Annotated in this window: 16 protein-coding genes and 1 pseudogene; 6 read left to right on the forward strand and 11 right to left on the reverse strand. The window is 57.5% G+C overall.

Annotated elements, in window-relative coordinates; all coding sequences use genetic code 11:
• Window positions 1–112: 112 nt before the first annotated feature.
• Complete coding sequence (gene rpiA / locus HBN61_RS11915) at window positions 113–784, forward strand: ribose-5-phosphate isomerase RpiA (RefSeq protein WP_094991700.1); 672 nt, start codon at window positions 113–115, stop codon at window positions 782–784.
• Between the two features lie 54 nt (window positions 785–838).
• On the opposite strand, the gene HBN61_RS11920 is transcribed toward rpiA, so the two are convergent.
• Together HBN61_RS11920 and HBN61_RS11925 are read right to left on the reverse strand one after the other, a co-directional pair.
• Window positions 839–1,060 (reverse strand): DUF1161 domain-containing protein, encoded by a 222-nt coding sequence (locus HBN61_RS11920; RefSeq protein ID WP_094991701.1) that lies wholly within the window; start codon window positions 1,058–1,060, stop codon window positions 839–841.
• A gap of 120 nt (window positions 1,061–1,180) precedes the next feature.
• Window positions 1,181–1,396, reverse strand: coding sequence for a dodecin (locus HBN61_RS11925; protein ID WP_047278502.1), 216 nt, complete (start codon window positions 1,394–1,396; stop codon window positions 1,181–1,183).
• Window positions 1,397–1,552: 156 nt separating this feature from the next.
• Between HBN61_RS11925 and HBN61_RS11930 the strand changes: the two genes are divergently transcribed.
• Complete coding sequence (locus HBN61_RS11930) at window positions 1,553–1,879, forward strand: ElaB/YgaM/YqjD family protein (RefSeq protein WP_047278504.1); 327 nt, start codon at window positions 1,553–1,555, stop codon at window positions 1,877–1,879.
• On the opposite strand, the gene HBN61_RS11935 is transcribed toward HBN61_RS11930, so the two are convergent.
• Window positions 1,876–2,772: a LysR family transcriptional regulator gene (locus HBN61_RS11935; RefSeq protein WP_169962259.1), complete on the reverse strand. Its 897-nt coding sequence runs from the start codon at window positions 2,770–2,772 to the stop codon at window positions 1,876–1,878. The genes HBN61_RS11930 and HBN61_RS11935 overlap by 4 nt on opposite strands.
• Before the next feature lie 113 nt (window positions 2,773–2,885).
• Between HBN61_RS11935 and trpB the strand changes: the two genes are divergently transcribed.
• Together trpB and trpA are read left to right on the forward strand one after the other, a co-directional pair.
• Window positions 2,886–4,106, forward strand: a complete 1,221-nt coding sequence (gene trpB / locus HBN61_RS11940; RefSeq protein ID WP_170046846.1) for a tryptophan synthase subunit beta — start codon at window positions 2,886–2,888, stop codon at window positions 4,104–4,106.
• Window positions 4,106–4,915 carry a tryptophan synthase subunit alpha gene (gene trpA, locus HBN61_RS11945; protein WP_094991704.1) on the forward strand — a complete coding sequence of 270 codons (810 nt, stop codon included), beginning with the start codon at window positions 4,106–4,108 and terminating at the stop codon, window positions 4,913–4,915. The genes trpB and trpA overlap by 1 nt, the downstream gene beginning before the upstream one ends.
• A gap of 47 nt (window positions 4,916–4,962) precedes the next feature.
• On the opposite strand, the gene HBN61_RS11950 is transcribed toward trpA, so the two are convergent.
• From HBN61_RS11950 to HBN61_RS11980, 7 genes and pseudogenes are all read right to left on the reverse strand, one after another.
• Entirely contained in the window at window positions 4,963–5,607 is a 645-nt protein-coding gene (locus HBN61_RS11950) for a methionine ABC transporter permease (protein WP_169962263.1), read from the reverse strand.
• Complete coding sequence (locus tag HBN61_RS11955) at window positions 5,597–6,721, reverse strand: methionine ABC transporter ATP-binding protein (protein WP_094991706.1); 1,125 nt, start codon at window positions 6,719–6,721, stop codon at window positions 5,597–5,599. Before HBN61_RS11955 ends, HBN61_RS11950 begins: the two co-directional genes overlap by 11 nt.
• 2 nt (window positions 6,722–6,723) lie before the next feature.
• Complete coding sequence (locus tag HBN61_RS11960; RefSeq protein ID WP_094991707.1) at window positions 6,724–7,533, reverse strand: MetQ/NlpA family ABC transporter substrate-binding protein; 810 nt, start codon at window positions 7,531–7,533, stop codon at window positions 6,724–6,726.
• Between the two features lie 41 nt (window positions 7,534–7,574).
• The gene (locus tag HBN61_RS11965; RefSeq protein ID WP_170046847.1) at window positions 7,575–8,936 is read right to left on the reverse strand and encodes an LLM class flavin-dependent oxidoreductase; all 1,362 of its coding nucleotides are present in this window, start codon (window positions 8,934–8,936) and stop codon (window positions 7,575–7,577) included.
• Complete coding sequence (locus HBN61_RS11970; protein WP_170046848.1) at window positions 8,936–10,132, reverse strand: SfnB family sulfur acquisition oxidoreductase; 1,197 nt, start codon at window positions 10,130–10,132, stop codon at window positions 8,936–8,938. The genes HBN61_RS11965 and HBN61_RS11970 overlap by 1 nt, the downstream gene beginning before the upstream one ends.
• Before the next feature lie 14 nt (window positions 10,133–10,146).
• Window positions 10,147–11,387 (reverse strand): annotated as a pseudogene (locus tag HBN61_RS11975) (SfnB family sulfur acquisition oxidoreductase).
• Window positions 11,388–11,630: 243 nt separating this feature from the next.
• The gene (locus HBN61_RS11980; RefSeq protein ID WP_169962273.1) at window positions 11,631–12,395 is read right to left on the reverse strand and encodes a hypothetical protein; all 765 of its coding nucleotides are present in this window, start codon (window positions 12,393–12,395) and stop codon (window positions 11,631–11,633) included.
• A 673-nt stretch (window positions 12,396–13,068) separates the two neighbouring features.
• On the opposite strand from HBN61_RS11980, the gene HBN61_RS11985 reads away from it, so the two are divergent.
• Both HBN61_RS11985 and HBN61_RS11990 read left to right on the forward strand, forming a co-directional pair.
• Window positions 13,069–14,001 carry an SdiA-regulated domain-containing protein gene (locus HBN61_RS11985; RefSeq protein WP_170046849.1) on the forward strand — a complete coding sequence of 311 codons (933 nt, stop codon included), beginning with the start codon at window positions 13,069–13,071 and terminating at the stop codon, window positions 13,999–14,001.
• A 112-nt stretch (window positions 14,002–14,113) separates the two neighbouring features.
• Window positions 14,114–15,034, forward strand: coding sequence for an SdiA-regulated domain-containing protein (locus HBN61_RS11990; RefSeq protein ID WP_170046850.1), 921 nt, complete (start codon window positions 14,114–14,116; stop codon window positions 15,032–15,034).
• Here HBN61_RS11990 and HBN61_RS11995 read toward each other — a convergent pair.
• Window positions 15,028–15,690 carry a TetR/AcrR family transcriptional regulator gene (locus HBN61_RS11995; protein WP_094991714.1) on the reverse strand — a complete coding sequence of 221 codons (663 nt, stop codon included), beginning with the start codon at window positions 15,688–15,690 and terminating at the stop codon, window positions 15,028–15,030. The genes HBN61_RS11990 and HBN61_RS11995 overlap by 7 nt on opposite strands.
• Between the last annotated feature and the right edge of the window lie 5 nt (window positions 15,691–15,695).

The raw sequence follows: 15,695 nt of genomic DNA on the forward strand, positions 1-15,695 counted from the left end.
CAGACAGCAGCGCAAGGGCAAAGGGTCGCACCCATTGTCAGACCACGCCCACAGTTTGGCGCTTGCCCGTATAATGCCGCCCTTCTGTTTTCCTTCCCGCCCCGGAGCCCGCATGACCCAGGATCAACTCAAACAGGCCGTCGCCCAGGCGGCTGTCGATTTCATCCTTCCAAAACTGGATGACAAGAGCATCGTCGGGGTCGGCACCGGCTCCACCGCTAACTGCTTCATCGACGCACTCGCCCAGCACAAGGGTGCGTTCGACGGCGCTGTCGCCAGCTCCGAAGCCACCGCCGCACGCCTCAAGGGCTACGGGATTCCGGTCTACGAGCTGAACACCGTCAGCGATCTGGAGTTCTACGTGGACGGCGCCGACGAAAGCGACGAAAACCTGAACCTGATCAAGGGCGGCGGTGCTGCCCTGACCCGCGAGAAAATCGTCGCTGCCGTTGCCAAAACCTTTATCTGCATTGCTGACGCCAGCAAGCTGGTGCCGGTTTTGGGTGCATTTGCGCTGCCAGTTGAAGTGATCCCGATGGCCCGCAGCCACGTGGCCCGCGAATTGGTCAAACTGGGCGGCGACCCGGTTTACCGTGAAGGCGTAATAACCGACAACGGCAACATCATCATTGACGTGTTCAACATGCAGATCACCAACCCGGTGGAGCTGGAGCGCCAAATCAATGCCATCGTCGGCGTGGTGACCAACGGTTTGTTCGCCGCACGACCTGCTGATTTGCTGTTGCTGGGCACGCCTGAAGGCGTAAAGACCCTGTCCAGGTAATTCCTCGGGCATGAAAAAGCCGACGCATGCGTCGGCTTTTTTGTGCGCGGTGGTTTATCCGCGCTTGTAAACGATTTCCTTGGTGTCACCGTCACAGGTGCCAACCACTTTGCCATTAGCCGAAGCGCCTTTGTCGACGATCTCCAGCGAATAATGTGGAACACCTTTGGCGTCAATCTTGGCGGCAATTTCGCTTTTCAGCTCACCGCAGTCTTTCGCAGCGAAAGCGGTGCTCGCCAGTGCCATCAAACCGACAGCCACTAAAATCTTCTTCATCCGTCACATCCCCTGTTCAAAACAAAAAGGGTGCGCCGCGCTTGCGCAACGTCGCACCCAGACGGTGTAGCGGAGTTTATGGCAAACGGCCAGCTCACAAGTTCAAAAGGTTTGCACGACTCAGCTGCTGGCGATACGGAATCCGACCTTGAGCGTCACCTGATAGTGCGCCACTTTGCCGTCCTTGATATGCCCGCGGGTCTCCAGCACTTCGAACCATTCCATGTGCTTGATGCTTTTGTTGGCCTCGGCCAGTGCATTACTGATGGCGTCTTCTATGCTGCTCGGGGACGAGCCTACCAGTTCGATTTTTTTGTAGGTGTGATGGTCAGACATAACGTTCTCCATTTGTCGTAAGTCAAAGCCTAGCAGCGAATGTGCTGAATACTTGGGAAGCGATGCAAAAGGAAAAGTTCAGGTTTACTGCACTTTCTGAAAACGCCGCAGTCGGACTTAACACACACAGTCACTCATCAATGCAGGAGAGCCCAAATGGCTAGCAATTCTTTACGTAAAGCCTCGTTGCAAAGTATGGAAGCTGAGATCGAGAGCCTGCTTAAGTCTCTGGAAAGCCTCAAGGATGATGCCTCGGAAGAGTCCAAAAAGACCCTCAAGGCACTCAAAGGCAATGCTGAGAATGCCCTCAAGCATTCCCGTCATCTGCTGAGCGAAACCTTTGAAGAAGTGAAAGACAAAACCCGCGAGACGGCCATCGCCACTCGTGAATACGCCCAAGAGCATCCCTACGCGACTGCGGGCGTTGCCATCGGCGCGCTGGGCCTGCTGGCCGCTTACCTGATGTGCAAACGCGGCAACTAAACCGCGTTACGCGCAAGCTCAGCCTTGAGCCATTGCGCCAGTTGCCGGGCGCGCCCATCTGCGGCGCGCTTGGGCAGCCATAACGCCAGTTGCGCCGGGGTTTCCCCGAAACCCCATGGCGCAATCAGGCGTCCTGCCTTCAGATCCTCCGTAACCAACGGCTCAGGGGCAATTGCCACGCCCAACCCGGCGACGGCGGCTTCCAGCAAGTAATACAAGTGCTCAAACCCTTGTCCGTATTTCAACGCAGTTGCGTCGAGTGCCTGCTGCTGCGCCCAGCTCGGCCATGCCTGTGGCCTTGAGGTCGTATGCAATAAGGGTTCGTCCAGCAAGGCGCCCGGCGGCGCATTGCGCAATTGCTCATAACGGACGAAACGCGGGCTGAGCACCGGCCCGATACGTTCGCTGCCCAGTTCATACACCTGCATATCGGCAGGCCACGGCGGTTCAGCGAATACCAGCAGCGCGTCGAGACCCGGTTTACGAGGGTCCAGATCGCCTTCACCGGCTGACAGGTGCAAACGCAAATCCGGCAAATCGGCATTCAACCGACCCAGGCGCGGGATGAACCAGCGCGCCAGCAAACTTCCCGAACACCCCAGCACAAAGGGCGCGTCGACATGGCTTTGCGTGAGTTCACTGCATACGTTTCGTAAGCGATCAAACGCCTCGCTGCTGGCATCGCGCAGTCGCACACCGGCATCAGTCAACCTCAAACCGCGGCCTTCCTTGACGAACAGGCTGACGCCCAGGTGCTCTTCAAGAACTTTAAGTTGCCGACTGACGGCGCCGTGGGTGACGTTCAACTGCTCGGCCGCCTGACTCACGCTGTTCAGGCGGGCGGTGGCTTCAAAAGCACGCAGGGCATTTAAGGGAGGAAGGTCGCGGCTCATGGTATCTGTGAGTTTTCCTGACAGGTTGCAGCGATCTTATCGGTTTTCATCCCGGTCTGTCGCGCGTAGAGTCAGGCCCATCGACCTTCGTACCTTTTCAGCTGGAGCGTCCCATGACCCAATCCAATTTGCGTAGCGGCCCCGATGCCAATGGCCTGTTCGGTTCATTCGGCGGCCGTTACGTGGCAGAAACCCTGATGCCGTTGATCCTTGAACTGGATCGTGAATACGAGCTGGCCAAGCACGACCCCGAATTCATTAAAGAGCTGGCCTACTTTCAGCGCGACTACGTGGGTCGCCCCAGCCCGCTGTACTACGCCGAACGCCTGACCGAATTCTGCGGCGGTGCAAAGATCTACCTCAAACGTGAAGAGCTGAACCACACCGGCGCGCACAAGATCAACAACTGCATCGGCCAGATTCTGCTGGCGCGGCGCATGGGCAAAAAACGCATCATTGCTGAAACCGGCGCCGGGATGCACGGCGTAGCCACCGCCACCGTAGCGGCGCGTTTCGGCCTGCAATGCGTGATTTACATGGGCACGACCGACATCGAACGCCAGCAGGCCAACGTGTTCCGCATGAAGCTGCTGGGCGCCGAAGTGATCCCGGTCGTGGCCGGCACCGGCACGCTCAAGGACGCCATGAACGAAGCCCTGCGTGACTGGGTGACCCATGTCGACAGCACGTTCTACCTGATCGGCACCGTGGCGGGCCCGCACCCGTACCCGGCGATGGTGCGGGATTTCCAGGCGGTAATCGGCAAGGAAACCCGTGACCAAATGCTGGCGCAGGAAGGCCGTCTTCCCGACAGCCTGGTGGCCTGCATCGGGGGCGGCTCCAATGCCATGGGCCTGTTCCACGCGTTCCTGGATGACACACAGGTTGAAATCATCGGCGTGGAAGCGGCCGGGTATGGCATCGACACCGGCAAACACGCGGCCAGCCTCAATGGCGGCGAGCCAGGCGTGTTGCACGGTAACCGTACCTTTCTGTTACAAGACGACGACGGTCAGATCATCGACGCACACTCGATTTCTGCGGGTCTCGACTATCCCGGCATTGGCCCGGAACACGCGTGGTTACACGACATCGGTCGCGTTGAATACACCTCGGTCACTGACGACGAGGCCCTCGACGCGTTCCATAAATGCTGCCGCCTGGAAGGCATCATTCCCGCACTGGAAAGCGCCCACGCGCTGGCTGAAGTATTCAAGCGCGCGCCGACCCTGCCAGCCGATCACCTGATGGTGGTCAACTTGTCCGGCCGGGGCGACAAAGACATGCAAACCGTGATGCACCACATGGAACAATCCCAGCAGGAGAAACACTGATGAGCCGCCTGCAAACCCGCTTTGCTGAACTCAAGCAACAGAACCGCGCCGCATTGGTGACCTTCGTCACGGCGGGCGATCCTGACTACGCCACCTCGCTGGCCATTCTCAAAGGGCTGCCAGCGGCGGGGGCTGACGTGATCGAGTTGGGCATGCCGTTCACCGATCCGATGGCCGATGGCCCGGCCATTCAGTTGGCCAACATTCGCGCCCTCGGCGGCCACCAAAATTTGGCCAAAACCCTGCAAATGGTGCGCGAGTTCCGTGAAGGGAATAGCGATACGCCACTGGTGCTGATGGGTTACTTCAACCCGATCCACCATTACGGCGTGGCAAAATTCATTGCCGAAGCGAAGGAGTCGGGCGTTGACGGCATGATCGTGGTCGACATGCCGCCGGAGCACAACAGCGAGCTGTGCGACCCGGCACAAGCGGCGGGTCTGGACTTCATCCGCCTGACCACACCCACCACCGACGACGCACGCCTGCCCAAAGTACTGACCGGCAGTTCGGGTTTTGTGTATTACGTATCGGTGGCGGGTGTGACCGGCGCCGGCTCAGCGACCACCGACCAGGTGAGTGAAGCGATTGAGCGTCTGCGTCGGCACACTGATTTGCCAATCAGTGTCGGGTTTGGCATTCGCACCCCGGAACAGGCGGCCGCCATTGCCCGTTTGGCCGATGGCGTGGTTGTCGGGTCGGCGCTGATCGACAAGATCGAAAATGCCGCCACACCTGAGCAGGCCGTGGATGGCGTGCTGAGCCTGTGCGCAGCGTTGGCTGAAGGTGTTCGCAAAGCCCGCGGCTGACCGGGACAAACCTGCTGGCAGGTTGTGCCAGCAGGTCATCGGACGGATTACCGCTTGTTGAGCACCCTTGCCAGACGGTCTCCCCCTTGCTGGATCACCGCCACCAACACCACCAGCAACACAATCACGGTGAGCATCACTTGCGTGTCAAAGCGCTGGTAGCCATACCGATAGGCAATGTCACCCAGCCCTCCCGCACCGATGGCACCTGCCATGGCGGAGGAATTGATCATGGTCACCAGGGTGATGGTGAATCCGCCGACGATGCCGGGTAATGCTTCAGGCAGCAGGACATGCCAAATGATGTGATGGCGTTTACAGCCCATGGCTTGTGCCGCCTCGATCAGGCCGTGGTCCACTTCACGCAAGCTGACTTCTGCAATCCGCGCAAAGAACGGGGTCGCAGCGATGGTCAGTGGCACAACGGCCGCCCACACGCCGTACGTCGTACCGACAATCAGCCGGGTGAAAGGGATCAGCGCCACCATCAGAATCAAAAACGGGATGGAGCGAAACAGGTTCACGAACGCGCCCAACGCTTTATTCAGCGCGGGCGCCTGATAAATGCCGCCCTTGTCGCTGGTCACCAGAATCACGGCCAGTGGAATGCCCAGCACGAGCGCGATCAACGACGACACGCCGACCATCAGGAAGGTGTCGATCACCCCCTGCCACAAACGATCAAATGCCATAACCGACCACCTCGACCTGTTGTGCCCAATGTTGAGCGCGTTTACGCAATTCCTCTGCGCCCAGTGATACACCGCTGACACTGAGCAGCAGTTGCCCCAGCGCATGGCCCTGAATCTGCTCAACCCCGCCATGCAGCAAGCGCACCTGGCCGCCGAGTGCAGCAAACAAGGCGCCAAGGTCAGGCTCCTGCGCCTGCTGGCCCGTAAATCGCAGGCGCAGGATCACATCCGATTGCGCCGACACGGGTTGCGCGCTAATGCGCGCCTGCAAGCCTTCGGGCAACGCATCCTGTAGCGGTGCGAGCAGGGTTTTGCTGACCTCGTGCTGCGGGTTGCCAAACACTTGCCACACAGGGCCCTGCTCAACGATTCGTCCTTGTTCCAGCACCACCACCCGATGACAGATGTCGCGAATCACCGCCATCTCATGGGTGATAAGTACGATGGTCAACCCAAGCCGCTGATTGATTTCGCGCAACAAGCCGAGGATCGATTGGGTGGTTTCGGGATCAAGTGCCGACGTGGCCTCGTCGCACAATAAAATGGCAGGGTTATGCACCAATGCGCGGGCAATGCCTACGCGCTGTTTCTGCCCACCGGACAGCTGCGCCGGGTAAGCCGTGTGCTTGCCTTGCAGGCCCACCAGCTCCAGCAGCTCGCGGACTTTTTGCTCACGTTGCAATTTGGGAACGCCAGCCACTTTCAGCGGCAGCTCCACGTTCTGCCACACGGTCTTGGCGGACATCAGGTTGAAGTGCTGGAAGATCATGCCGATCTGCCTGCGCAACGCCACCAGCGCGTTTTCATCAAACCCGCCAATGTCGACCTGATCAATCAGCACGCGGCCGCTGCTGGGCTGTTCAAGGCGGTTGATGGTGCGAATCAACGACGATTTACCCGCACCACTGCGGCCGATGATGCCGAAGATCTCCCCGCGTTGAATCGCCAGGTCGATGCCCTTGAGCGCATCCACCGGGCCTTGGCGTCCGTCATAGGTTTTGCCCACGCCGATAAAACGCACATGGGCGCGGCTTAATTCAGGGTGCAATTGAGTCTGGGTCGCACTGGGCGGCTGGACGTCGAGCCGCCCCGTGCGAGCAATGGCCACGCTCATGATCAGCCTCCCCAGCCCGGCTGGTACAAGGTGCCGTAGGTTTCATCCAGCGAGGCCTTGACCACCGGCGAGTGCTGATAAATGTCCACGAATTTGGCGATGCGCGGATCGTCCTTGTTCTGCGGTTTGATGACGAACTGAATCACGTACTCCGGGTGATCGAGGCCATCAAACAGCAGGGCGGATTGAGCATCGAACGTTTTGGCCAGACGGATGTAAGCCGGATATCCCTGGACCAAATCGGCGTCATCGTACGCGCGCACCAATTGCACGGCCTCGACTTGCAAAATATTGATTTTTTTCGGGTTGGCGGTGATGTCGGCTTCGGTGGCTTTGTAACCGACACCCGGTTTGAGCGTAATCAATCCCGCCTTGGCCAGTAACTGCAGACCGCGACCGCTGTTGATCGGGTCATTGGCGATCGCCACTGTGGCACCTGCGGGTAGGGCTTCCAGGCTTTTGTACTTTTTGGAGTACAAACCGATGTTGTTGATGATCCCCGGTTTGAACGGCACCAGATCACTGCCGGATGCTGCGTTGGCGTTTTCCAGAAATGGAATGTGCTGGAAATAGTTAATGTCGATATCGCCCGCTGCCAGTGCGGTGTTGGGCACGATCCAGTCCGTGAACTCTACCAGCTCCACCTTTAGACCCTGTTTGTCAGCTTCAGCGACGGCTTTTTCCAGCGGCATGGCAAAAGCGGCCGTCGTGCCGACCTTGAGCGGGCTATCGGCGGCGTGGGTAAATCCGCTGAGCAGACCGAGGGCTAACACCAGTGCGTTGACTGGGTGAGTGATGTGTTTTTTATTCATGGGTAGGTTCCAGTCAAGGGGTGAAATTCAGTGACGCTGCTTCAAGCGCTGTAGCGGTAACCCGCGCCGGTGTGGCGTTGGGGCAGGTGCGCATCGCCTTCGGTAAACAGTTTTTGACGCAGGCTGCCGTGGTCGTAGGCCGTCTTGTACGAACCCCGGCGCTGCAGTTCGGGAATCACCCACTCGATGAAGTCCTCGTAGCTTTCGGGAGTGACAATGCGGGTCAGGTTGAAGCCGTCCAGGCCGGTTTCAGCAATCCAGGATTCCAGCTCATCAGCGACGTGTTCCGGTGAGCCCACCACGGTCATGTAGCGACCGCCCAGCGCGTGCTGTTCGAGCAGTTTGCGACGTGTCCAATCGTTGTTTTGCAGCACCTGGGTGGCGGACTGAATGGCGTTGCTCTTGACGTACTGGATCGGTTCGTCCAGTTCGTAGTCCGAGAAGTCAATGCCCGTGGAGCTGGAGAAATGCGCCACACCGGCTTCGGCGCTGGCAAAGCTCAGGTATTCCTCGCGTTTGGCGCGCGCCTGTTGCTCGGTCGGCGCGACGATCACGTTGAGCCCCATGAACACCTTGATGTCATCCGGGTTGCGCCCGGCCGCCTCGGCGCTGGCACGCACTTTATCGACCTGCTGCCGAGTCGCCGCTTTGGTCTGACCGCTGATGAACACGCATTCAGCGTGGCGTCCGGCGAAGGCCAGACCACGATCGGAGCTGCCTGCCTGAAACAGCACCGGCGTACGCTGGGGCGAGGGCTCGCACAAGTGATAGCCCTCCACCTGATAGAACTCGCCGTGGTGCTTCACCTTGTGCACCTTCTCCGGCCGGGCATAGATGCGCTGCGCGGGATCATTAATCACCGCGCCGTCTTCCCAACTGCCTTCCCACAGTTTGTAGAGTACCTCAAGGTATTCGTCGGCCTGGTCATAACGGCGGTCATGCTCAACTTGTTCCTTCAACCCCATCGCCTTGGCAGCGCTGTCGAGGTAGCCGGTTACGATGTTCCAGCCCACCCGGCCGCGACTCAGGTGGTCCAGTGTCGACATGCGACGCGCAAATAAATACGGCGGCTCGTAAGTCAGATTCGCCGTCAGCCCAAGCCCAAGGTGTTTGGTGACCGCTGCCATCGCCGAAACCAACAACAAAGGGTCATTGACCGGCAATTGAATCGACTCTTTGAGCGGCACATCCACCGACTGCTGATACACGTCGTACACGCCGACGATGTCCGCAATAAACAGGCCGTCAAAAAGCCCGCGCTCCAGCAACTGCGCCAGTTCTGTCCAGTACTGGAGGGTATTGAATTGAGTGGAGTTATCCCGCGGATGCGTCCACAGCCCATGGTTGATATGGCCAATGCAATTCATGTTGAAGGCATTGAGCAGGATTTTCTTCTTGGCCATCAGATGGTCCCCCGCAGTGGTGGGTTTTCATCATTGAGGTAGTAATTGCCCACAGCGTGATACTTCCAGCGCACCGGATCATGCAGGGTGTGCACCCGGGCGTTACGCCAGTGGCGGTCCAGCCCGTGCTCGGCCAGGGTTGCCTGGCTACCCGCCAGTTCAAACAACGTACTGCCGGCGGCCAGGGAAATCTCCGTGCTCAAGGCGCGCACCTCGGCCACGGCGATAGATGCGGCGGCCACTGTCTGCGCGTTCGGGTTGGCCTGGGCAATATCAAGGAACTCCCCGGCCCGCTCCAGCAGGGCTTCGGTTGCACTCAGGCGCACGCTCAGGTGACCAAAACTTTTGAGGGTCAACGGGTCTTTGCTGGCGATGTCGGTGGTGGCGTCGATCCACGGGCGGGTTTTGGTGCGCACAAAGTGCAACGCGTCTTCATAAGCTGCCCGTGCAATACCGGTGTCGATGGCCGCATGAAGGATCTGCGCCAGAGGGCCAACCGTCGTCGGACGTTCGAAAGCGCTTTGGAACGGAATCACGTCTTCAGCGGCCACAAACACGTTGTCGAACACCACCGAACCACTGCCCGTGGTGCGCTGGCCGAAGCCACTCCAGTCATCAATCACGGTCAGTCCATCGCTGTCACGTGGCACAAACGCCAGATGCTGCACACCGTCGTTATCGACGACAGAGGTCGGAATGCGCTGCGCATACAGCGCGCCCGTGGCGTAAAACTTGCGCCCGGTAATGCGGAAACCATGCTCGGCCTTGGCCAGATGAGTGGTGCGCTCATGGGCGTTTTTGGTACCCAGCTCTGCCAGCGCATTGCCGAAACGCTTGCCCGCGAGGACCTCTTCGTAGAAACGCTGCTGTTGCTGCGGCCGACCATTTACACGCAGGACTTCAAGTGCATAAAAATGGTTTTGCGGGATTTGCCCGAGCGAGCTGTCGGCAGCCGAAATCAAGGCAATCACGCTGGCCAGCGTGGTTGTTGAAACCCCCGCGCCGCCATAGGCTTTGGGCACGGAAATGCCCCACAGGCCGGTGCGGGAAAACAGTTCGAGTTCATCGTGCGGCAAGCGCCGTTCGCGGTCGCGCAGGGCGCTGTCGCGCTTCAGGATGGTAGCCAGCTCACGCGCTACGCTCAGGGCCTCGGTGTCGCTGCGCAGCACCGGGACCTGTTGGGATGTCAGTGACATGGTTCTCTCCAGCGTCAGATCCAGGAATGCCGGGCAGGCAAGGTGCCGTTCAGGCGGTAGGCGCCGATGGCGTGGTATTTCCAGCGCACGGGGTCGTGTAGCGTGTGAACGCGGGCGTTACGCCAATGCCGGTCAAGGTTGAACTCCGCCAGGGTGGCGCGGCTGCCGGATAGCTCGAAGAGCTTTTCGCTGGCCAATAACGAGAGTTCGGTGCTCAGGACTTTGGCTTCGGCCACGGCAATTGAGGCCCGAGCGGCTGCCTGAGCGTCGACGGGGTAGGCGCTGACGTCATCCAGCACGCGTGCGGCCTTACGCAGTAGCGCTTCGGCGGCATGCAACTCAATGCTGAGCTTGCCAATGTCAGCGACCACATACGGATCATCGCTGTTGCGCTCAACGTTGGCGTCAATCCACGGGCGAGAGCGTTCGCGTACGAAACGGATAGTGTCGGCAATGGCTTCGCGGGCGATGCCCAGGTCAATGGCCGCCTGAACCAGCTGCGACACCGCGCCTTGAATATTCGGGCTTTCGTTAATGGCCAGTTGTCGACCACCAGGTCAGCGTCAACGCGCACATTGTTGAGCAGCACGGTGCCACTGGCGGTCGTGCGTTGACCAAAGCCTGACCAGTCGTCCACCACGCGTAAACCCGGCGTTGCACGCTGCACAAAGGCAATGACTTGCTTGCCTTCGTCGTTTAGCGCTTTGACGGCAATCCAGTGGGCAAACAACGCGCCGGTCGAGTAAAACTTCTGACCGTTGATAACGAACGCATCACCCTCAGCCGTGATTCGCGCTTTGAGGTCGAGGGTATTTTTACTGCCGCGCTCCGGGCCGGCATTCCCGATGCGCCCCCCCTTCAGCACGCGACTAAACAGCTGCTCTTTTTGAGCCTGAGTTGCCGTATTCAGCACCAGGTTCAGGATTCCGACCTGATTTTGCGGGATCTGCCCGAGTGCCGGGTCGGCTGCCGAGATGATCGCAAAGACTTCGGCCAAGGTGACATAAGACACCTGAGGGCCGCCAAACTCGCGGGGAATGGTAATACTGCCCAAACCACTTTGGGTGAACGCCTCGATCTGGGACCACGGCAGTTGGCGTTGCCGGTCACGCTTGGCAGCCTGTTCGCGGGCCACCGCAGCCAGGGCGTGCGCAGCTTCAAGGGCTTCATTATCCGTACGCAGAATGTGCGCAGATAACAACAAAGGCGCGACGTCCTGGTCGCTGTGCAAATGTGCATTAGCCAAATCAGACATTAGTACCGCTCCTTGGCTGCACCCAATGCCCTGGCGTTACGCACAAGGGTGATTGTGTTACTGACCATACCTACCTCGCATCTCATGGGAGCGCCATTCAAACGGCGCGGGTAATCACTAGAGAGTCCGGTGGTCCGGTCTATATACCCTAATCGAGTATAAAAATTTTAAACACTAACTTTTAGGAATATGGATAGACGCTTCTCACATCCTTTTTTCTTATTTCCTACGGCGTTGTGCCGTCTATTCTCGCCAATTAGGCCTCGGCTCGGCTGCGCGCAACAGCTCGCGGGGTGCAGGGTTAACGTAACGTTTGTTGGCGCCGACCTTGATGCTGCGAGGAGGCGCCCAGCGCGAGTTGTTGCCGACGCGATCAATCACGCAATAGGTGATTTCCAGCTTCGGGTCTTCTCCGGCCTCCTGAATGATCTCGGGCGCCACGAATACGTTGACGGGTTTACCAATATCCATCACACGCAATTTGGGCACATCCATGCGAATGTCGCCCCACATCAGCGTGATGGCGTCTTCGACTGCCATGTTGGGATAAGGCTCGATGGTCAGCGGCACCCCACGCTTCATTTGACTTGGGTTGATCCCATAGCGCTGGATCGGATCAGGAATGGTCACGGGCGCCAATCCCTGATTTTCCTCACCGATGGCCTTTCCGCCTGGCGAATCCAGCTTTACCAGGACTTTGAGTTGAGTGGAAAGTGCAGGGCTGCTGCCGATATGCATGACGCGATAATAAAGCCGGGACGTACCGTTCTGAATGAAACTCTCAGGCACTCTAAGCTGGCAGGGCTGCCCCACATCCAACTTGCCAACTTGCTGGGAAGTTACATAACAGCCATCCCAGAACAACTCGATCAGGTCGCCCTCCTCCATATTTGGATAAGGCAGTATTGTAATGAACAACTGCTCGGCGGCTAACGCACAAATAGTGTTTTTATTAGTTTGATAAAGGGTGGGCGCCGCGAGCTTTTGAGTGTGCGAGGTGAACGGCATATAGAAACTCCATAATCAATTATTAAGTACATAACCGCGTACGCCAGAGCATTTACATGCCTGACAGGGAGGCAAGCAACGGATGTCGTTAGCCCTGAATTCGTGTGATTGTCGCGAACTCGATCACCCCTGCAGTCGGTGCAATCGATAGTAAGTACATGCACTGGCAATCTTTTTATTAGATAAGAGGCTAAGAAGGTGGGTGTCAAGTTAGAACTAAACGAATACACATGTCTTCGCGCTATTCGGAAAGATCCTACTTACGAAACGCTTCTGTCACTAGAAGTGTGCATGTGTAAGTTTAAAATCTACACATATGTAATGTGCGCTCGCACAAGTTTTAGTGTTCTAAAGCACAGTTAACATATTAGCCGCTTTAAATACTTTTCCGGATGTATCGCTTTTTTGTTATCGCGCGTATTTACAGACAATTCCTACATCGGCTTGAACATAGACCGCCGGGACGGTCTGAGTTCATGTTGGGCGAGCCACCCTAATATGGCGATACGCCATAGCTGAGTTTTTTTCGGCTTCCCTCTAAGCTGGTAGGCCACAGCTGAAATTTTTGTCAAAAATTTCACATGTAATATGGATAATCCCTACGCGAGAAAACCGTCTCTGCCGCCTGTTTGTATTATTTAGACGTAGCAAAAAATTCTGGAAGAGCACACCAATGTCCACCGATCCTCAGCAAAATCCGCCCGCCAGTCGAGCTTCCCGCTTTGTCTTGCGCTGGTATTACTGGCTTTTATTATTGGCAGTTTTGCTCTACGGCCTGATGATAGCGATGCACTGGGACGATCGTGGCGCGTTATGGGTGCTAGAGCGGTTTGAGAGCAAGACAGAACAGAATGAAAGCGTCTGGCTGCCTGATTACACGGCGGTCATCGATGCCAAAGTGTTGCCCGGCATGGAAAAAGATGAAGCGTCTGACCTTGCGTATTCGCCACTCACAAAGACGTTGTTTTCAGTCATGGGGAAAAACCCGTTTTTGGTCGAGTTAACCCTTGAGGGTGAGGTGTTGCGCAAGATCCCATTGGAGGGCTGGAATAACCCGGAAGGGCTGACCGTGATGGAAAACGGGTTGCTGGCGATCGTTGATGAACGCATGCACTCACTGTCACTTGTGAAGGTCGACGCCAATACCAAGCGCTTGAACATCGCTGATTTCCCGCAGTACGAACTGGGGCTTTCAAAGAATCAGAACAAGGCTTTTGAAGCCATTGCCTGGGACCCGCGCCGCCAACAATTGCTGTTGGGCGAAGAGCGACCGCCCGCCATGTTCACGTGGAAAAGCGATGGCAGCCAGGTGCTCAGGGGTGACAAGCAAAAAGTAATCAGCGATGAGCTGGATCTGCGCAACCTGTCGGCTTTGAGCGTTGATCCGCGGACAGGTCATACGCTGGTGCTGTCAGCCGATTCGCACATGTTGCTCGAACTGGATGAGCAGGGTCAGCAAGTCAGTTTCATGACCCTGCTCGGCGGCTTCAACGGCTTGAAAGACACAATTCCTCGTGCTGAAGGCGTCGCCATTGATGAACATGGGACTCTGTACATGGTGAGTGAACCCAACCTGTTTTATCGCTTTGAGAAAACGAAGAAATAACCTATTGCTGCGTAGGATTTTTCTGTGAGGCGTCAGCGACCATTGTGGATTAAGGTTTAATTCATACAGCCGTGGTATTTACACGGCCTGATCTGATTTGAGTCCGACCCCCATGCGCCGCACCCGCCGCACTACCGTTTTTATTATTAGCCTCATGATTGTGCTGTTCGTGGCCGCAGGCTTTGCTGCGCAGCACTTTCGCCTGTTTGAGCGAACATGGTTCAACGCCCGCCAACTGTGGGAACCGGTTGATCCGAATAGCATCAACCTGGGTGAGTATCAGGCCGTGCTTCAGGGCCAGAAGATTGATGGCCTTGAGGATGACGTATCGGCACTCACCTACGACCCGGTGCGCAAAAGCCTGTTCACGGTCACCAACAAGCAAGCCGAGTTGGTGGAGCTGTCACTGGATGGGCGAATTTTGCGACGTATCCCGTTAATCGGTTTTGGGGATGCAGAGGCAGTGGAGTTCATTGGTCCGGATACCTACGTCATTACCGATGAGCGCCAGCAGCGTTTGATCAAAGTCCATGTGGATGACAACACCCACGTACTGGACGCCGCTGATGCAGAACAGCTGACGTTGGGCATCAACCTGTCGGGTAATAAAGGGTTTGAAGGGCTGGCGTACGACTCGGCGGGCAAGCATCTGTTTGTGGCTAAAGAGCGTGATCCCATGCTGATCTACGAAGTGCGCGGCTTTCCTCAGTCCAATCCCCAGCAGCCGTATGCAACCCACGTGGTAAACAACCCGCGCCGCGATTCCCGACTGTTCGTGCGCGACTTGTCGAGCCTGCAATTCGATGAACGTAGCGGCCACTTGCTGGCGCTGTCTGACGAGTCGAAGCTGTTGATCGAACTGGACGTAGAAGGACGCCCTATCAGCATGTTGTCCCTGAAGAAAGGACGGCATGGCTTGAAGAAATCGGTCCCGCAAGCTGAAGGCATCGCGATGGATGATGAAGGCACGGTATACGTGGTCAGTGAGCCGAATCTGTTTTACGTATTTAAAAAGCCCTCGGCCGATCAGTGATCGGCTGAAACAGGTGCTGTGCGCTTGGGCAGGAACGGCGGCAAATACAGCGCCAGATATGCCTCGAAAACCCGCATGCCCTCTTCGGCCATACGCGGCGTAATGCTGCCATGAAGCTGGATGGAACGTGCATACACACGATCCCCCAATTCCATCGCCAAGGTAAAGACGTCTACATCGTCGGGCAGGGCTGGCAGTTCGAAATGCCGGGAAAAGACGGTGTGGAGCAGTTGGCCCAGTTCCAGGTCGTGTTGGCGGTCGGCCTGAGTGACTTCAGTCAAACCATGTTGCGCCAGAATCAGCTGTCGCGCGGCCGCATCCTCGTTGTAAATCCTCAGCATGCGTTGCTCCAGCACACGCGCTAAATCGTGCCAGCCGTGCAGTTGCGCATGCTCGACAGGGGCTTGCAGGCAGCCACGAAAGGCCGCATGCACATCACTGGTGAGGGCTTCGAGCAACCCCGGCACACCGGAGAAAAAATGGTAGACCGAGGACGGAGGAATGTGCGCCCGCTCTGCCACGCTGTAAATGGACAAACTGGCCACCCCTTCGGTGGCAAGCAACGTGCGGGCGGCATCGAGTATTGCCTCAATCCGACCCTGGCTACGTGCGCGGGCCTTGCGAGGTGTTGCGCGTGAGGCGGCGGGACGCGTCATGGGTT

Source organism: Pseudomonas sp. WS 5071, from assembly GCF_012985765.1.
Classification (GTDB): Bacteria; Pseudomonadota; Gammaproteobacteria; order Pseudomonadales; family Pseudomonadaceae; genus Aquipseudomonas; species Aquipseudomonas lundensis_A.